At 43.4% G+C, this 18,142-nt stretch carries 16 protein-coding genes and 1 pseudogene; 6 read left to right on the top strand and 11 right to left on the bottom strand.

What is annotated here, in order from left to right; genetic code table 11:
• Positions 1–78: 78 nt before the first annotated feature.
• From WN50_RS18665 to WN50_RS18635, 7 genes are all read right to left on the bottom strand, one after another.
• A complete protein-coding gene (locus WN50_RS18665) occupies positions 79–2,352 on the bottom strand; it encodes a heavy metal translocating P-type ATPase (protein ID WP_046278585.1) in 2,274 nt (757 codons plus the stop codon).
• A gap of 124 nt (positions 2,353–2,476) precedes the next feature.
• On the bottom strand, positions 2,477–3,253 hold the full coding sequence (gene ccmO, locus WN50_RS18660; RefSeq protein ID WP_046278584.1) for a beta-carboxysome assembly protein CcmO: 777 nt from the start codon (positions 3,251–3,253) through the stop codon (positions 2,477–2,479).
• A gap of 211 nt (positions 3,254–3,464) precedes the next feature.
• A complete protein-coding gene (gene ccmN / locus WN50_RS18655; RefSeq protein WP_046278583.1) occupies positions 3,465–4,097 on the bottom strand; it encodes a beta-carboxysome scaffolding protein CcmN in 633 nt (210 codons plus the stop codon).
• A 38-nt stretch (positions 4,098–4,135) separates the two neighbouring features.
• Entirely contained in the window at positions 4,136–5,791 is a 1,656-nt protein-coding gene (ccmM, locus tag WN50_RS18650; RefSeq protein WP_046278582.1) for a beta-carboxysome scaffolding protein CcmM, read from the bottom strand.
• A gap of 83 nt (positions 5,792–5,874) precedes the next feature.
• Positions 5,875–6,177 carry a beta-carboxysome shell vertex protein CcmL gene (gene ccmL / locus WN50_RS18645; protein ID WP_046278581.1) on the bottom strand — a complete coding sequence of 101 codons (303 nt, stop codon included), beginning with the start codon at positions 6,175–6,177 and terminating at the stop codon, positions 5,875–5,877.
• Positions 6,178–6,408: 231 nt separating this feature from the next.
• Positions 6,409–6,750 (bottom strand): carbon dioxide-concentrating mechanism protein CcmK, encoded by a 342-nt coding sequence (locus WN50_RS18640; protein ID WP_046278580.1) that lies wholly within the window; start codon positions 6,748–6,750, stop codon positions 6,409–6,411.
• 178 nt (positions 6,751–6,928) lie between these two features.
• A complete protein-coding gene (locus WN50_RS18635) occupies positions 6,929–7,240 on the bottom strand; it encodes a carbon dioxide-concentrating mechanism protein CcmK (protein ID WP_009785181.1) in 312 nt (103 codons plus the stop codon).
• A 749-nt stretch (positions 7,241–7,989) separates the two neighbouring features.
• On the opposite strand from WN50_RS18635, the gene WN50_RS18630 reads away from it, so the two are divergent.
• A complete protein-coding gene (locus tag WN50_RS18630) occupies positions 7,990–8,964 on the top strand; it encodes a sodium-dependent bicarbonate transport family permease (protein WP_046279157.1) in 975 nt (324 codons plus the stop codon).
• 76 nt (positions 8,965–9,040) lie between these two features.
• On the opposite strand, the gene WN50_RS18625 is transcribed toward WN50_RS18630, so the two are convergent.
• Positions 9,041–9,358, bottom strand: a complete 318-nt coding sequence (locus WN50_RS18625; protein ID WP_046279158.1) for a P-II family nitrogen regulator — start codon at positions 9,356–9,358, stop codon at positions 9,041–9,043.
• Positions 9,359–9,730: 372 nt separating this feature from the next.
• Between WN50_RS18625 and WN50_RS18620 the strand changes: the two genes are divergently transcribed.
• From WN50_RS18620 to WN50_RS18605, 5 genes and pseudogenes are all read left to right on the top strand, one after another.
• Positions 9,731–11,602: an NAD(P)H-quinone oxidoreductase subunit F gene (locus tag WN50_RS18620; protein ID WP_046279159.1), complete on the top strand. Its 1,872-nt coding sequence runs from the start codon at positions 9,731–9,733 to the stop codon at positions 11,600–11,602.
• Positions 11,603–11,910: 308 nt separating this feature from the next.
• Positions 11,911–13,419 carry an NADH-quinone oxidoreductase subunit M gene (locus tag WN50_RS18615; RefSeq protein WP_046279160.1) on the top strand — a complete coding sequence of 503 codons (1,509 nt, stop codon included), beginning with the start codon at positions 11,911–11,913 and terminating at the stop codon, positions 13,417–13,419.
• 110 nt (positions 13,420–13,529) lie between these two features.
• Entirely contained in the window at positions 13,530–14,714 is a 1,185-nt protein-coding gene (locus tag WN50_RS18610; protein ID WP_046279161.1) for a CO2 hydration protein, read from the top strand.
• 138 nt (positions 14,715–14,852) lie between these two features.
• Positions 14,853–15,109: pseudogene (locus WN50_RS33470) on the top strand (ABC transporter ATP-binding protein); the annotation flags it as partial.
• A gap of 2 nt (positions 15,110–15,111) precedes the next feature.
• Entirely contained in the window at positions 15,112–16,749 is a 1,638-nt protein-coding gene (locus WN50_RS18605) for an ABC transporter ATP-binding protein (protein ID WP_342586768.1), read from the top strand.
• Between the two features lie 68 nt (positions 16,750–16,817).
• Here the strand turns inward: WN50_RS18605 and WN50_RS18600 are convergent, their stop codons facing one another.
• From WN50_RS18600 to WN50_RS18590, 3 genes are all read right to left on the bottom strand, one after another.
• Positions 16,818–17,213 carry an alr0857 family protein gene (locus WN50_RS18600; RefSeq protein ID WP_046279163.1) on the bottom strand — a complete coding sequence of 132 codons (396 nt, stop codon included), beginning with the start codon at positions 17,211–17,213 and terminating at the stop codon, positions 16,818–16,820.
• Between the two features lie 36 nt (positions 17,214–17,249).
• The coding region (locus WN50_RS37170) for an alr0857 family protein (RefSeq protein ID WP_342586769.1) at positions 17,250–17,425 on the bottom strand (176 nt) is incomplete at its 3' end.
• Between the two features lie 102 nt (positions 17,426–17,527).
• Positions 17,528–18,040, bottom strand: coding sequence for an HNH endonuclease (locus WN50_RS18590; RefSeq protein ID WP_046279164.1), 513 nt, complete (start codon positions 18,038–18,040; stop codon positions 17,528–17,530).
• Positions 18,041–18,142: the final 102 nt, after the last annotated feature.

Here is an 18,142-nt window from a genome sequence, read left to right as displayed (position 1 = left end):
CTACAATACTGGTGACTGAAAATACCCGCCCCTACAAAATTTGATATCTTCTGACGCACCTGATACCGGAAGATTTTATCAGGATGACAGTTTAAAATTCCGCAAACGTAACGCATTTGTCACCACAGAAACTGAACTCATTGCCATCGCACCTCCGGCGATAATTGGATTAAGTAACAAGCCAAAGAACGGATAGAGAATTCCAGCCGCGATGGGAATTCCTGCGGTGTTATAAATAAAGGCAAAAAACAGATTTTGGCGAATATTTTTCAGCGTGGCACGACTCAGTTTAATTGCAGTGACAATTCCCGTTAATTCTCCAGAAATTAGGGTAATATCTCCGGCTGCGATCGCCACATCTGTTCCCGTACCGATGGCAATTCCCACATCAGCTTGAGCGAGGGCAGGTGCGTCATTAATTCCATCTCCAACCATCGCCACAATTCGATGATTTTCTCCTTTTCTTTTCTTTTCTTTTTGAATGGATTTTACTAAATCTGCTTTTTGCTCGGGACGAACTTCTGCAAAGACTCTTTCTATTCCCACTTGTGAAGCAATGGCTTCAGCCGTTTTTTGATTATCTCCGGTAATCATCACCACTTCTAACCCCATTCTTTTTAAGGTTTTGATCGCATTTTCTGAAGAGGGTTTGAGGGTATCAGCAATCCCCATTACCCCTTCTATTGTACCATCAACGGCTATCCAAGCAGTTGTTTTGCCTTCGGTTTCCCATTGTTCTTGAAACAGTTTTAAGGGTTCAATATTAACGTCTAATTCTCCCATCCAGCGACTCGTTCCAATTTGGATAAATCGATCTGAAACATAACCTTGAACTCCCATTCCTGTCATGGCTTCAAAGTCTTCAGGTTCAGGTAAGGGAAAATTAACCCCTTGAGATTCAGCATATTGTACAATCGCTTCGGCTAAAGGATGTTCTGATTTACGTTCAACTGCGGCGACTAATCGTAGGAGTTTTAATTCGTTATCATTGGTGGTTCCTCCTGTGGTAATATAGTTAGTAACTGTTGGTTTTCCTGCGGTTAAGGTTCCGGTTTTATCGAGAATAATCGTTTGAATTTTGTGAGCGAGTTCTAAGCTTTCTGCGCCTTTAATTAAGATACCGTGTTCTGCCCCTAATCCCGTTCCTACCATTACAGAAGTGGGTGTTGCTAATCCTAACGCGCAAGGACAAGCAATAATTAAAACCCCGACACTGGTTAACGTTGCTAGGGTTAAATTACCCGTTAAATTAAACCAAATAATAAAGGTGAAAATAGCGATTGCAATCACAACCGGAACAAACCAACCTGTTACTTGATCGGCTAATTTTTGAATGGGTGCTTTTGAACCTTGCGCCTGTTGTACCAGTTGGACAATTTGCGCTAAAACGGTATCTTTTCCCACTCGAGAAGCCCGAAATTTAAAGCTTCCAGTTTTATTAATTGTCGCGCCAATAATGTCATCTCCGGGTTGCTTTTCAACAGGTACACTTTCCCCTGTTACCATTGATTCATCAATCGTTGAACCTCCTTCTATCAGTTCACCATCAACGGGTATTTTTTCACCGGGACGAACAACAATAATATCCCCAACATTAACGGCTTCTAACGGAATATCGACTTCCTTTCCATCTCTGAAAACCCTTGCTGTTTTGGCTTGTAAACCCATCAATTTTCTAATAGCTTCAGACGTTTTTCCTCGGGCTTGATGTTCAAGTAATTGTCCGAGTAAAATCAGAGTAATAATCACTGCGGCTGACTCATAATACACATCCGCATTTAACCCTTGACTGATAAAAAATCCAGGAAAAAGTGTCACAACAATTGAATACAGATAAGCCGAACCTGTTCCGATAGCAATTAAAGTATTCATGTCAGCGCTGTGACGTTTTAACCCTTTCCACGCGCCTGTAAAAAAGGTTTTTCCACACCAAAACATTACCGGAGTTGTTAAAATAAGCTGCAACCAAGGGTTATGTAACCACATCGGAATTAACGGAATATTTAACCCCGTCATCATCGGTAAACTTCCAATAATTAAAATACTACTAATAACCGCACTAATAATAACTTTGCGCCTCAATTGTTGGGCAATTTGACGGTTTTCTTCATCCCTATCTTCGAGGCTATTTTGAGTATTTTCTAGAGGTTCCGCGCCATATCCCGCATCAGAAACCGCTTCTTGAATCGTCTTAATATTAGTTTGTTTCGGATTATACTGAACGGTGGCTTGTTCTGCGCCAAAATTAACGTTACAGTCTGCTACACCGGGAATTTCGTGAATAACGCGATCAATTTTATTGGCACAAGCAGCACACCCCATGCCTTTTAGTCGCAAATAGATGGTTTCCATCACCTTGACTCCATCAGAAGTATGCTCTCAAGATACAGTCTCCAGTCAACTGGAGGGTCAAGGGGTGAATATTTATTTATTTCTTTAGATAGAGGGAATTGATTCCCGTTTCCCAAATTTTAAATTATAAATAATTATTGTCTTCTTCGATGCGTTGAGGGAGTGCTTTTAAATCAGGTAATTTAATCGTTTCTTTCTCTGTTTCTTTGACATTCACAGGGAATTTAAGCGGTTGACGTTTTTCTTCTATCCAACAACTCGCCAGAGGTAAAGTTTGTTCTAAATCATCTAAGGGTCGAGGAATCACCATCACAGCGTTTAATTCCCCAATGCGTTCAGCTTCTAACATTCCGGCTTCTACCGCCACCGCCACATCCGCCACAGAACCCCGAATAATCGCCGTACATAAGGCTTCCCCAATGGTTTCATAGGAGGCCAGATAAACTTCCGCCGCTTTCAGCATCGCATCACAAGCACCCACCATCGCCGGAAAACCCCGTGTTTCGACTAAACCCACTGCTCGGTTACTCAGACGACTATAACCGCCACTGCTAGCCAGTTGAGATAAACGCGCACTAATCGGTAAAACATATTCTAGGTTGGGAAGGGGTCGGGCAATCACCAGAGACGAAACAAATTGATTAAACTGTTTAGCAGTATCGGTTCCGGTGTCTACAGCTAACCGAATATCAGCAATGCGACCCCGGACAATGGCAGTACAGTACCCACTGCCAATTTTTTCATAACCGACAAGATGAACACCTGCTGATTTCAGCATCATGTCAGCCGTCCCGACAATAGCGGGAAAGCTGCGAGTTTCAACTAAACCCAAAGCCATATCTTGGTATTCGGGTCGCTTCATCTGTTGAGAGGAAACAAATTTTTGCAGGTGTGCATCCATGCTGGCGATTGTTGGAGTGGGGACTATGGATTTCAGAGCGAGGGAGTTGGGCAAAGGGGCATCGGGATACCGAGACAGTCCACAAAAGCAGGAAAATCTTGATTCTGTTGTCTATTTTTACCCCTTCACCGATAAGCGCGAAGTGCTGTTCTCTGACTCTGCGAAACCCAAGGCCCAATTTGGAATTCCCTATCCTTATCTTACTAATTTTTTAGGGAGAGCGATCGTTGGGTTTGGAATTGTTGAGAGACTTGCGATGCGGAAGCAGTGTGTCTAACAAGTGATTTAAATGAACTTGTCCGTAGATAATTGTTGCCGGAGGCTTGGAGGATTCCTGTACAGCCGTCGCCGCCTTGGTGTCTAAAGTAGACGATGTTTCGGGCGACACTTCTGAAGGTTTCCCTGACTGTGAATGTTCCTCGTGATCAATGGGGGATTCCTCCACTGAGCCAGAATCACTGTTCTCCTCAGATGATGGAGAGAGCGTGACGGAACGAGATTCATCCCCGATAATTGTACCTGCGGCTACAACCTGTTTGGCAGCGATCGCAGGATTGAGCAGAGTTGCTTCGGCTCCGATACTTGCTTTCGCCCCAATTGTTCCATCACCCACGACTAAAACCCCTGCACCAATCGTTGCTCCAGCTTCAACTTCTATCCGGCCCTGATGAGCATGGACAATGACTCCCATACCAATACAAACCCCAGTGGCAATCACAATTTGACTGTCTGGATCAGCTTGGAGAATGACTCCAGGTGCGATCGCCACACTGGGGTCGATGGTAACATCGCCACTCACGAAAACAGAAGCATTGTTCAGGAGTTGCGGTGGCGACCTATACATTGAGTGTGAACCTCTAGAGATATCAAGGCTGAGTTGAGTCAGTTCGGTTTTTGGATAATCTCTTCCATCACCCGACGCTTGGCTTTGGGGTCAATGCCAATCATCCGAACATACTCACCGCTATGTTCTTTCATGCAGCCTTCTAAAGCAGCAATCACCTCAGAATCACGGGTTGACTCAATGGGAGCGCAACTGTGCCAAGAGCCTGTGCGGAAGCGGCGTTTGTCGGCGTGTTCAGTCCCGATTTTGTAGCCTTGAGCGAGTAAGCTGCGAACGGATGTGATCAATTCTGAATTGACACCACCCCCATTGGATGAACTGACGGAAGCCGCAGGCTGAGAAGCAACAGGGCGAGCAGTCGGTGCAATGGTTGATTGAGGCGCAGACGGGGCAGGGCCATCGGGACGTTGAATAATTTCTTCAACCACGCGACGTTTGGCTTTGGGATCAATCCCAATTAACCGCACGTATTCTCCCGAATGTTCACTGACAAAAGCTTCAACTTGTGCGACCACATCAGCAACCCGAGTCGATTCAATTGAGGGGCCACTGTTCCAAGAACTGGTACGGAAGCGGCGTTTATCGGCACTTTCCAGACCAATCTTGCAACCTTGAGCTAACAATTGACTGATTTGTTCGCTCAGGCTAGAACTCATGCTGCTGGCAACGGAGGCACTCGCCGGACTCGGCGCAGAAGCTCTGAATGCAGGTGCTGATACTTGAGCGTTTGAGGATTTTTGTACGATGCCGTCAGGACGTTGAATAATTTCCTCAAAGACTCGACGCTTGGCTTGAGGATCAATCCCCAACAAACGAACATATTCCCCTTGATGTTCTTGTAAGCAGGCTTCAAGCGCTGCCATCACGTCTTTGGAGTTGTTAGAATCAATGGGGGTGCAACTGCGCCAAGAACTGGTGCGGAAGCGGCGTTTGTCGGCGTGTTCGCTGCCGATTTTGTAGCCTTGAGCTAACAGTTGATTCACCTGTGCGACAATGCTGGCATCGAGGCTACCGCTACTCGCATAGGCATAGGAGCGATCGCGTCCACCGCCGTTGCTGGCGGAAGGGCTAACTTCGTTGCGAATACCCGTCAGACAAGCGGCATTTTCCGAGCATTTATAACCCGCTTTTAGCGCTTGATTGACTCCGATGACATGAGTGGAGAACTTCAGATCAGCGTCGTTAACATCGGGTAAGCGATCAGCCTGTTGTTGGTTGGTGATTATTGCCCCGGAAGGGACATATTTACCCGAGGGAATTTCGACATCTTGAATCAGGGTGTGCATCATGATAATGCAACCATCTCCAACTCGGGCGTTAAACACGGTGGAACGGAAGCCGATGAAGCAGTTATTTCCCACATAGGCGGGGCCGTGAATCAAGGACATATGGGTGATGGAGGTATTTTTCCCAATCCAAACGGAGTAGGATTGACCATCATCTCCTTTAACTCGGCCTTCTTCTAAGCCATGAATGACCACTCCATCTTGGATGTTGGAGTTTTCGCCGATATAAAAGGGGAATCCCTCATCAGCGCGGATGGAGGTTCCAGGTGCAACCAAAACATTCGCTCCAATTCGCACATCTCCAATGATGTTAGAAAAGGAGTGAACGTAGGCTGTAGAATCGATTTTCGGCTCGGCTAAGTTTTTTGACCAGGGTGTGGGAGGAGCCGCTATACTACGGACTGCCATAATTGAATTTCTCCTAATCAATCTTTATGAGTTTTCTGTTGTTTGTTGTGGAATGGCTCAGGAATTTTGCCTCAAGGTTGAGACTAACGTTCCTGATCTTTTTTGCTGTAGAGCGAACGATTTCCCGCTGTAATGGTATCTATAATTGCTACTACAGCCGCGTCACTAGGACGAGTTTCGCTTCCGGGAACTTGACGAGCTGCACTTCCTTTCGTCACGAGAACCCACTCGTCAAAACCTGCGCCGACGTAATCTAGGGCAACTTCATATTCGGGGAGAGTTTCTCCGGTTTCATCAATGAATTGCAACAGTAGAAATTTTGAACCTCTCAAACTCGGCTCTTTTTGGGTACTGACGACGGTGCCAATGACTCTGGCAATTTTCATGGGTTTTTCGGGTTTAGGTGCGATTTTGTGAGTTTGGAAATGATTAGCTCGTCAACCCAGAAAGGTTAAGAGTTCAGCAATTGTGCGATTTTGCTGTTCAATCAGATTTAGACTCTGCTGGTGCGAGGTCTAAATGGAAAATACAGTAGAATCGACTGTCGAACTCTTCGCTGACCAGAATCATCAGTTGCTGGTCTTTTCCCTATCTGTTTTTCTAAAACTGACTTGTCTTTAGGGACGGTTGAGTGAGCGAATTCCACTGACACTTTCGCGGAATTGTTCTACGGCTTCGGTATAACGAATGGGCAGAACGTACTCTAAATTTTCATGGGGACGAGCAATAATATGAGTCGATAGCACTTGACCCCCATGGACTCGACGCACCGTCTCCATGGCGGCTGAGACAGAAGCTTGTACTTCTGAAACATCTCCTCGCACAATTACCGTTACTCGTCCACTCCCGATTTTCTCATATCCCACGAGAGTAACGCGAGCTGCTTTTACCATCGAATCGGCTGCTTCTACCACAGCCGGAAACCCCAAGGTTTCAATCATGCCAACTGCAATGGCCATACTTAACTCCTGATCTGACAATTCAATGAACACACTTTGAGGTCGTACAAGACTGACTCACTAACCAGTTTCCTTTGAGGAATTTCCGCGACATTGCTTGCTGCTTGCCTCTTGCTGGTGAGCCTTGTACGACTGATGAGTGAAGCGAGTCCAGATGAATCTGAACTGCATGATGATTTTAGTAAGCCCGGAACTGTTCCACTGCATCGGTATAACGGATGGGCAGAACGTATTCCAAGTTTTCGTGGGGACGAGCAATAATGTGGGTTGATGACACTTCACCGCCGTTGACGCGCTTTACCGCCTCAATTCCCGCCGCAACGGAGGCTTGAACTTCAGACACATCGCCTCTAACAATTACGGTTACGCGACCACTTCCAATTTTTTCATACCCAACTAAGGTGACTCGGGCGGCTTTCACCATTGAGTCAGCCGCTTCTACAACGGCTGGAAAACCTATGGTTTCAATCATCCCAACAGCGATTGACATCGTTTAACTCCTAATGAACACAAAAGCAGCACAAACTGCGTAAAATTTTTAGACCAATCGGTAGAATGACAACCAGAATTGCGATTTTTCGCTTCTAGAACCCTTCTTACCTTTCTCCCTGATTAATAGAATAGGAGAATTGTGTCTTCCTTGACAATATAAATCTCTATTATTCTTGCTGATGAAGTTAATTAAAATCGTTAATGCGTAACAAAAATTAATATTTTATTAAAAAAGTTTACTTCGACCCAACTTTCAGATGAGCATAACTGTGACTGCCTCAAACCCCGACTTGATTCTCAAAGTTGAGGAAGTTCGGCAACTGATCTCGTCAAAGTTGCTTAGATTCAGTTCATCTGGCTTGTTCATCGGATCAACCCCGACTTCTAAATTTTATCCCTTTGATTTCTGTTTGACTAACAACTGATCACAACTGTCAAGAAGTTTTGTTGAAATTTACATCAAATTTCGTTACAAACTATATATTACTTAATTAAACAACTTGATTCATTACAAAACTTCTCGAACAATTGCATTGTCAGAGTCGAGTTTCTTATGGTAGATTTGTAAAAATCAAAGAGCTGTTTATATACTTATTGTTTATTCACACTTTTTAACTTTTACAGAAAAAAGTAGTAAAAATACCTAATTTTAGCAAGGTCGATTGTCAGAACAGTTTCAGTTAAACTGATATTCAAAACAATCGGATTGCTGAAGTGGGTAGTCCGTTTTTTTTATCTATATAGCCCATGAATGCAAGTCTGATCCTTTCTAATATTCTCAATCCACCCGTCCTATTTTTTTTCATCGGGATGAGTGCCGTTTTTCTCAAATCAGACTTAGAAATTCCCCAACCCATCCCCAAACTTTTTTCGCTTTATTTATTATTTGCAATTGGATTTAAAGGAGGACATGAAATCCATGAAAGCGGTCTCAATGCTGAAATTACTCTCACCTTACTCGCCGCTATCATTGTTGCTGCTATCGTTCCCATTTACTCCTTTTTTATTCTCAAACTCAAACTGGATATTTATAATTCCGCCGCAATTGCAGCCGCCTATGGTTCCATTAGTGCTGTTACTTTTGTGACCGCGAGTTCCTTTTTAAGCCGACTGGGAATTGATTTTGGTGGTCATATGGTGGCGGCATTAGCCTTAATGGAATCTCCCGCTATTATCATCGGACTGCTTCTAGTTCAACTGTTCGCAAATCGTTCAGAAAACGAGGAAAAATTATCCGTTTCCGAAGTCTTACGAGAAGCTTGCTTAAACGGTTCAGTCTTCTTATTAGTCGGCAGCTTGTTCGTGGGAATTGTCACCAGTCAACAAGGTTGGGAAAGTCTCGAACCCTTTACAGGAGAGCTATTTTACGGCGTTTTAACCTTTTTCTTGTTGGACATGGGACTGGTGGCGGCTCGTCGAATTCAAGACTTGAAAAAAAGCGGCTCATTTTTAATAGGATTTTCGATTTTCATGCCCGTTTTTAACGCGATTGTAGGGATTTTAATAGCCGCTTTAATTGGAATGTCAAAAGGCAACGCTTTATTATTTGCGGTGTTGTGTGCCAGTGCCTCTTATATAGCCGTTCCAGCCGCGATGCGAATGTCGGTTCCTGAAGCTAACCCCAGTTTGTATATTTCAATGGCATTGGCTTTAACATTCCCCTTCAACATTATTGTTGGCATTCCCATTTATCTGGGAATTATCAATCAATTTTGGCTTTAGAGCGAGCAACTAATTTAACACTAACCCGTCTAGATGTTAACCGAAAAGACGGGCTAGAGATTCAATAAATTGGGTGTTAGAGGGAAGAAATACACTTAACCGAACGGACTTCCATCGCATCACAGATATAACAAGAACCGCCAAACTTATTGAGGATAGGTCGAATCTCTTCAACAACCGTCTTGACTTGCTCGGGGAGACAATAGGAAATAATATAAACCTGACCTCCCAAACCCGTCACTGCCATATCATCAAAGACTTCACCTTGCCGACTTTTGCCGAGGACGTTGGGCAGGACAGTATAATTCGAGACACCGACTCGATCCAAACTATCCAAAATTTTGTGCATTTCCACAGCATCAGAAATAAATTCTATTCGAGTTACAGGCTGCATGATGTTGACTCCATTTTTATCAAGTTTATATCAAATTGATAGGGATATAATTAATCCCATACCAGAGTCTTCCAATTCATTCATTAATACCCTGAAAAGATTTAAGAATTGGATAGGGTAAGAGATGACAAGAGAGAGAGATTCTCAAGTTCATTTTACCCAAATTGCTGAGATTGCTGCCCGAGGAATACTCACCCCCGACTGAAATTGAAGTCAGGATTTTTCTTGATCTGTTTTTGAATGCCGACGACTCCAATGGCGTCGATTTGAAGGAGAGTATAGACGAACACCCCAAGTGATGAGAGAATTATTAAATTAAATAATCAGCATTAAAAAAGTCTATTATAGGAGCCATTTCCGGAAACATTATCAATGAGTCAGTTCCTTCTACAAACGAGTTGGTGTATACCATTCTATGGATTGATCGGGGCGATTTTGACCCTGCCTTGGGCAATGGGGCTAGTCCGACGTACAGGGCCAAGACCTGCCGCCTACATTAATTTATTGATGACCCTCTTAGCCTTCATTCACGGCTCACTGCTGTTTAGAATCACTTGGAATCATCCCGCCTTAAACCTAACCTATTCGTGGTTAACCGCCCCTGACTTAGATATATCCTTTGTTATCGAAATCTCCCCCGTCAGTGTGGGAGCGATGGAATTAGTGGCAGGATTGAGTTTAGTCGCTCAATTCTATGCCTTGGGATACATGGAAAAAGACTGGGCGATCGCGAGGTTTTATACCCTATTGGGCTTTTTTGAAGCGGCGATCAGTGGGATTGCCTTAAGTGATTCAATGTTTCTCACCTATGGGTTGCTAGAAATGCTCACCCTGTCAACCTATCTATTGGTGGGATTCTGGTATGCTCAACCGTTAGTCGTAACCGCAGCCCGAGACGCCTTTCTCACCAAGCGAGTTGGAGATGTGTTGCTCTTGATGGGAGTCGTCGCCTTATCCGCATTATCCGGGAGTTTAAGCTTCTCCGACTTAGAAATTTGGGCTGAAACTGCCGAATTAAAACCCCTGACAGCGACTCTACTCGGTTTGGGTCTAATTGCAGGCCCCATTGGAAAATGCGCCCAATTTCCCTTGCACTTGTGGCTCGATGAAGCAATGGAAGGCCCTAACCCCGCCTCTATTATGCGAAACTCCGTTGTCGTTTCCGCCGGAGCTTTTGTGCTGATCAAACTGCAACCCGTTTTAGCCCTTTCACCGATTACCGACGGCGTTCTGATCGCGCTCGGAAGCGCTACGGCTATTGGGGCGAGTTTAGTGGCGATCGCTCAAATTGACATCAAACGCGCCCTGTCTCATTCTACAAGCGCATACCTGGGGTTAGTCTTCATCGCAGTCGGACTCAAACAGGTTGATATTGCCTTATTATTGCTGCTGACTCATGCCCTTGCCAAAGCCTTGCTGTTTATGAGCGTCGGATCAATTATTCTGACTACCAGTACCCAAGACATGACTGAAATGGGGGGACTCTGGTCACGGATGCCTGCGACAACAACCGCTTACCTCGTCGGTGCGAGTGGAATGGTTGCGGTGCTACCCTTGGGAACATTTTGGACGATGCGGCGTTGGGTGAGTGGGTTTTGGGAAGCGCCCTGGTGGTTAGTTTTCATTTTGCTGCTGGTGAACGGCTTAACAGCGCTGAACTTAACCCGAGTTTTTGGTTTAATCTTTACGGGTGAACCCCAACCCAAAACCAGGCGTACACCGGAAGTTCCCTGGCAGATGGCGGTACCGATGGTTTCCATGACGATTGTCACTTTGCTGATCCCGTTGATGTTGCAACAGTGGCAATTACTCCTGAGTTGGTCAGCACCCTTACGGGATATTCCCGCTTCTGGAATCACTGAACTGATTCATCAAACGGCAGTTCCTTTACTCTGGATATCCGGTTTGATTGGGGTTGCAGTGGGAGGGGCAATATATCTCTATGGTGTTGTGGAAAGGCCTGTTCGCCTACCCTGGAAATCGGTACAAGAACTGTTAGCCTATGACTTTTATATTGATCGACTCTACGATGTCACGGTTGTCTTTTTGGTGAGTCGTCTTTCAGCAATTAGCGCTTGGGTTGATCGCTATATTATCGATGGAGTAGTCAACGCTTTGGGTTTAGCCACATTGGGAAGTAGTGAAGGCTTAAAATATAGTATTTCGGGTCAGTCTCAATTTTATGTTCTGACCATTACCATCGGAGTGGGTTTGCTGATCATTTTGATGTTGTGGCAATTTTAGAGATTTGCAATTGAACGCTTTGCTGATTTTTGACGCCATTCTCACTCTTTTTCCCTCTATTTTTCCACCCAATTACCAACAAAACATTACAAATATTCCATGTTAAGTGNGGCTTAAAATATAGTATTTCGGGTCAGTCTCAATTTTATGTTCTGACCATTACCATCGGAGTGGGTTTGCTGATCATTTTGATGTTGTGGCAATTTTAGAGATTTGCAATTGAACGCTTTGCTGATTTTTGACGCCATTCTCACTCTTTTTCCCTCTATTTTTCCACCCAATTACCAACAAAACATTACAAATATTCCATGTTAAGTGTTTTCATTTGGATACCGATTATTGGTGCTGCAATCATTGGACTTTGGCCACAGCTTACTGCTAAACAAGCCCGTCAAGTTGCCTTTTTGAGCGCCGGAAGTTTGTTTGTTTGGTCGCTGATTTTAGCCCGTCTGTTTAACCCTGATTTTGCGGACTTGCAGATGAGTGAGTTTATCCCTTGGATTGAACCCTTGGGATTAAATTACTATTTGGGGCTGGATGGTTTGTCATTGCCTTTGATTATTCTCAATGGTCTTTTAACTAGCGCTGCGATTTGGAGTACAGACAGCAATATTAGTCGTCATCGACTCTACTATATTCTCATTTTGTTCATTGCTTCTGGTATCGCTGGAACATTTTTAGCTCAAAATCTGCTGCTATTTTTACTGTTTTACGAACTTGAACTCATCCCGCTTTATTTGTTAATTGCGATTTGGGGTGGTAAACGACGGGGTTATGCCGCGACTAAATTTTTAATTTACACGGCGGTTTCCGGTATTCTCGTGTTAGCTTCTTTTTTAGGAATTGTTTTCCTGACTTCCGCCCCCAATTTTGATTTAGCAATACTGAGTTCTGGATCTTTAGGAATTGCCACTTTACCGATTAGCACGCAATTAATTTTACTGACTGGAATTGTTGTCGGGTTTGGCATTAAAATTCCGTTGGTTCCTTTCCATACTTGGCTACCCGACGCCCACGTTGAAGCTTCCACACCGATTTCTGTCTTATTAGCTGGAGTTTTACTCAAGTTAGGAACCTACGGTTTATTACGGTTTGGGGTGGGATTATTTCCCGAGGCTTGGCAAATTGTCGCTCCTTGGATGGCGAGTTGGGCGGTTGTCAGCGTATTGTATGGGGCTTTTTGCGCCATTTATCAAACGGATATGAAGAAAATGGTTGCTTATAGTTCGATTGCTCACATGGGTTATATTCTGCTAGCATTCGCTGCTGCTACGCCTTTGAGTTTACTCGGATCTGTTGTACAAATGGTGAGTCATGGTTTGATTTCGGGGTTACTGTTTTTATTGGTGGGTGTGGTTTATAAAAAGTCAGGAAGTCGGGATTTGAATGTGTTGCGTGGACTGTTGAACCCGGAACGAGGTTTGCCTTTAATTGGCAGTTTGATGATTCTAGCGGTGATGGCAAGTTCAGGAATTCCCGGTTTAGTTGGATTTATTTCTGAGTTTATTGTGTTTCGCGGCAGTATTGAAGTGTTTCCTGTACAAACGTTATTGTGCATGATTGGAACGGGTTTAACTTCGGTGTATTTCCTGATTATGATCAACCGCGTCTTTTTCGGACGTTTATCAGATTGGGTTGTCAATCTGCCACAAGTTCAATGGCGCGATCGCATTCCCGCTATGGTTCTGGCTATGATTATTACAATCTTGGGAATTCAACCCAGTTTACTTCTTAACTTAAGTGAAACGACAACCACTGCTTTAGTGAATCTTTCTGCTACCGTTGCCCATGCTTCCCCAACAAATCGGTTGAAATAATAATTAAAATATAGAGGACTGGCTGCAATATTTCTGAAGTTCAGTCCCCTAAACAGTCGTCATCAAACGACCTACCAATAATCACAAACAAACCAACAAATAACCAACTTATGAGCAGTACCACATCTCAACCTACTCTTCATCCACTCGAAGAATTTATCCAACGACTGCAAGCTGGTGATGCCCTCCTGCCTGACTACCCGGAAAATGTGGTCGAAGTTGTTGGCATTCTTAAAAGCTATGGCGTGGTTTTGGATGCGTACTCTCGTAATCTAATTTACATTGCTGAAAATCAATTTCTTGTATTCTTTCCCTTTTTTAAATATTTCAATGGAGAAATTACGCTGTCAAAATTGTTACAGCATTGGTGGCATGATCGGATTAACTATGAGTATGCTGAATATTGTATGAAAGCCATGCTCTGGCATGGGGGCGGCGGATTAGATGCTTATTTAGATTCTCCTGAATTTAAGCAGCTTGCTAATACAGCCATTCAAGCAAGGTTTAAAAATAATGGGTTGATTTTAGGAGTCAATAAACTGTTTCCTGATTTTCTTCCCGAATCTATTCGTCAACTGTCCTATTACAGTGCTTTAGGTCAATTTTGGCGCGTAATGAGCGATATGTTTATCGAACTTTCTGATCGCTACGATCAAGGTGAAATTACATCAATTCCTCACGTGGTTGAGCATATTTTAAAGGGTTTAGTTGCTGCTGCAAATCAACCGATTACTTACAAAGTAAAACTTCGCGATCGCGTTTATGATATCATCCCCGATTCTGTCGGATTAACCTTTTTAGCAGACACAGCCATTCCCTATGTAGAAGCAGTTTTCTTCCGAGGAACACCGTTTCAAGGTGTCGTTTCTTATAATGCTCAAGTCCATCAAATTCCCACCGAACAAAAAGAGTTTACCTACGGTGCATTATACGCTGATCCCCTTCCGATTGGCGGTTCAGGAATTCCGCCGACGCAATTAATGCAAGATATGATTCACTATTTACCCGATTATTTACACGAGATTTACCGTACAAGTTGTCGAGGAGAAGATGATTTACGGGTGCAAATTTGTCAGAGTTTTCAAAAGTCAATGTATTGTGTGACAACCGCAACAATACAAGGATTAGCACCTTATCCACTCAATAGCACTGATTCCCAACAACAACAAGCGAACCGTATTTATTTAGAAGGGTGGATGAATCGATTGATCACCTCTCGTTTGTTGGAAGTGAACCAACCGACCTCTCGATCTTGTCAGCTTTTTCCTGAACGTTCAACTCACAGTGCAGAGTAGCTATTTTGTTAATATAGCAAATATTGAAGGAGTTGTGAACTTGAAGCGGGTAAATTTTTGTACAATTTATGGGTAGTGCAAGCCTCTCGCTTGCTAGGGTAAATCCCTTTTTAATGAATAAACGTTGAAGTTTTTAACATGGCTTATTCAAGACTGCAAAAACTAGCAAGTTACATTCGACCGCATTGGAAACAATCGCTGCTTGGAATTTTTACTCTATTACTTGTTAACGGTTTAGGAGTTTATATTCCCCTGTTAATTCGCAATGGTATTAATGACTTAGAAAATGCGATTGATCTCCGTAAAATTATCGGTCTAGTCTTCTTAATTTTTGGACTCGCTTCTCTGATGTGGGTAATTCGGATGGTTTCTCGCATCTTAATTTTTGGAGTGGGNTATTCCCCTGTTAATTCGCAATGGTATTAATGACTTAGAAAATGCGATTGATCTCCGTAAAATTATCGGTCTAGTCTTCTTAATTTTTGGACTCGCTTCTCTGATGTGGGTAATTCGGATGGTTTCTCGCATCTTAATTTTTGGAGTGGGAAGACAAGTTGAATATGACCTCAAACAAAATATTTTTGAACATCTGTTAACCCTGGAACCTGCTTATTTTTCTAATAGTCGAATTGGAGACTTAATTAACCGAGCCACCAGTGATGTTGATAATATTCGTCGTTTGTTAGGGTTTGCGATTTTGAGCTTGGCAAATACGCTATTTGCTTATGCTTTAACTCTACCTGTCATGTTACTCATTAATGTCAGATTGACGCTGTTATCAATTTCTGTTTATCCCGTGATGTTGATTTTAGTGCAGGTTTTTAGTGACAAACTGCGGGATCAACAGATGGAGGTGCAGGAGAAGTTATCAAATATCAGCGACTTGCTTCAGGAAGATATGAGCGGGATTTCTTTAATTAAAATCTATGCTCAAGAAGAAAACGAACAGCGAGCGTTTGAACGGTATAATTATAATTTGTTTGCCGCTAATTTGAGTTTAGCAAAAACCCGTAATTTTTTGTTTCCGGTTTTAGGGGGATTAGCCAGTTTAAGTTTATTAATTCTCCTGGCAGTGGGAGATCAAGTGATTGCTAAAGGCGAGTTAAATGTCGGAGATTTTGTTGCGTTAGTTCTGTATATCGAACGATTAGTCTTTCCGACGGCGTTACTTGGGTTTACAATTACCGCTTATCAACGGGGAGAAGTGAGTATTGATCGGATTGAAGCGATTTTGAGTGTCAAACCTAAAATTCACGATCATTTTGATCCCATTCCTTTATCAACTCCCGTTCAAGGTTGGCTGAGTGCTACAAATCTGAGTTACACTTATCCCGGAAGTAAAATACCGGCTTTAGATCAGGTTAATTTTACCATAAAACCTGGTGAAATGGTGGCAATTGTGGGGGCAATTGGTTCAGGGAAATCAACCCTAGCTAATGCTTTACCTCGTTTATTGGATATTGACATTGACTGTGTTTTTCTCGATGGTCAAGATATTACCCAGTTAAGACTTTCCGAGTTGCGAAATACAATTGCTTATGTTCCCCAAGAAAGCTTTTTGTTTAGTACAACGATTCGAGAAAATATTCGCTATGGAAACCCTCTAGCGGATTTTTCAGAAATTGAATCCGCAGCAAAAACGGCTAAAATTTACGGCGAAATTATCAATTTTCCACAACAATATGATACGATTGTTGGAGAACGAGGAATTACCCTTTCAGGCGGACAACGGCAACGAACGGCTTTGGCTCGGGCTTTATTGGTAGATGCTCCCGTGTTAATTTTGGACGATGCACTTTCGAGTGTTGATAATCAAACGGCGACGGAAATTTTGCAGAATTTAACGACAGGAACCCAACGAAAAACAGTTGTGTTTATTTCGCATCAAATGTCAGCCGCAGCCAAAGCAAATCGCATTTTAGTGATGGATCAAGGAAGAATTGTTCAAGAAGGAACTCACGAGCAATTGGTACAACAAAAAGGATTATATCAATCCCTTTGGAACCAACATCAATTAGAAGAATTATTGATTTAGGGTTAACAATGGTAGAGGCAATTCATCAATTGCCCCTACTGTAAACTGTAAAACCTGGTTACTGATTACTAATCACTGTTGACTGTAAAAGATGCACCGATGTAGGCTTCTTGCCACAATGTAAACAGCAAATATTCTGTGTATTCATCCAAAAGCGTGATGAATATACCATTTTCTTCGTCTGGATCAGTGGTGATCCAAGTTCCAGTCAAACTAACTTCAACAGACTCCGCATCCGCGACACACACAGCGATCGCATCGGAGTTATGTTTTGATAAAGCATCCTCTAACATTGGCAACATAGGCAAATGACGGGGAAGCAGAAAAGCAGCAGAACTTGGTTCAACCAGAATGCTTTGACCGACTCGCATCGCCAACCGAACTCGCAGCGAGACAAGCTGCTCGGGAGATTGAGTCAGACGCTCCATGTGAAAAGCGGTTTCAGTGTAGGTTAACTTTAACATTGGTAATTTTGTCCCCTTTCACTGCCTGTTTCTACNAACATTGGCAACATAGGCAAATGACGGGGAAGCAGAAAAGCAGCAGAACTTGGTTCAACCAGAATGCTTTGACCGACTCGCATCGCCAACCGAACTCGCAGCGAGACAAGCTGCTCGGGAGATTGAGTCAGACGCTCCATGTGAAAAGCGGTTTCAGTGTAGGTTAACTTTAACATTGGTAATTTTGTCCCCTTTCACTGCCTGTTTCTACATATAGCTCGTCATTTGTTAGTTATGCGCTGGATAAAAACCGACAGATAGGGCTTAACAAATGACAATTATTCAAGTGGGTGATCGCGCCAGAACTGTTCAGCGAAGGCAACAACCGGATGTAAGGGTGCCTTTGGAGTGCGGAGCGGCATTTTGGCTTCTTCTGGGGTGCGATCGCCTTTGAGCGAGTTGCATCGTTCGCAGGCTGTCACAACGTTATCCCAAGTATGGGTTCCACCCTTGGAACGGGGAAGAACGTGGTCAATGGTTAAACGTTTGGTGCTTCCGCAATACTGACATTTGTGATGATCTCGACGCAGAATTTCTCTACGGTTAACAGGTGGCACTTTCCAAAGTCGTTCATTACCTGCCATCGTCAAACGAATTTGTTCGGGGACGTGCAGCACAACGCTAGGAGAACGGACGAACCATCCCGGGGCTGTTTTAGAGGTATCTAGAGGTTCCGCTTTACCAGTCACTAACAGCGCGATCGCTCGTTTAATATCGATCCGGCTCATTGGTAGATAATTTTTTGAAAACACCACGACAGATTGCCTTAATACGTCAGTTGTGCTGGTCACGGCTTTCCTCCATGATTACCAAAAATTGCCGCACACGCCCCTACCTTCAGGTATGGGGATATAAGGCTCTTTCTAATGCTATAATAACTCAACTGGCAGGGT

The organism is Limnoraphis robusta CS-951 (assembly GCF_000972705.2).
This window is presented reverse-complemented; position numbering and strand designations above follow the sequence as displayed.

What these genes read in the sequence shown, in the direction of transcription:
- ccmM (WP_046278582.1), bottom strand. Translation starts at nt 5,791, where the DNA reads ATGGCAGTCCGTAGTATAGCGGCTCCTCCCACACCCTGGTCAAAAAAC.
- WN50_RS18610 (WP_046279161.1), top strand. Translation starts at nt 13,530, where the DNA reads ATGAGCAGTACCACATCTCAACCTACTCTTCATCCACTCGAAGAATTT.
- ccmL (WP_046278581.1), bottom strand. Translation starts at nt 6,177, where the DNA reads ATGAAAATTGCCAGAGTCATTGGCACCGTCGTCAGTACCCAAAAAGAG.
- WN50_RS18665 (WP_046278585.1), bottom strand. Translation starts at nt 2,352, where the DNA reads ATGGAAACCATCTATTTGCGACTAAAAGGCATGGGGTGTGCTGCTTGT.
- WN50_RS18625 (WP_046279158.1), bottom strand. Translation starts at nt 9,358, where the DNA reads ATGCAGCCTGTAACTCGAATAGAATTTATTTCTGATGCTGTGGAAATG.
- WN50_RS18620 (WP_046279159.1), top strand. Translation starts at nt 9,731, where the DNA reads ATGAGTCAGTTCCTTCTACAAACGAGTTGGTGTATACCATTCTATGGA.
- WN50_RS18640 (WP_046278580.1), bottom strand. Translation starts at nt 6,750, where the DNA reads ATGGCCATTGCAGTTGGCATGATTGAAACCTTGGGGTTTCCGGCTGTG.
- ccmN (WP_046278583.1), bottom strand. Translation starts at nt 4,097, where the DNA reads ATGTATAGGTCGCCACCGCAACTCCTGAACAATGCTTCTGTTTTCGTG.
- ccmO (WP_046278584.1), bottom strand. Translation starts at nt 3,253, where the DNA reads ATGGATGCACACCTGCAAAAATTTGTTTCCTCTCAACAGATGAAGCGA.
- WN50_RS18615 (WP_046279160.1), top strand. Translation starts at nt 11,911, where the DNA reads ATGTTAAGTGTTTTCATTTGGATACCGATTATTGGTGCTGCAATCATT.
- WN50_RS18630 (WP_046279157.1), top strand. Translation starts at nt 7,990, where the DNA reads ATGAATGCAAGTCTGATCCTTTCTAATATTCTCAATCCACCCGTCCTA.
- WN50_RS18600 (WP_046279163.1), bottom strand. Translation starts at nt 17,213, where the DNA reads ATGTTAAAGTTAACCTACACTGAAACCGCTTTTCACATGGAGCGTCTG.
- WN50_RS18635 (WP_009785181.1), bottom strand. Translation starts at nt 7,240, where the DNA reads ATGTCAATCGCTGTTGGGATGATTGAAACCATAGGTTTTCCAGCCGTT.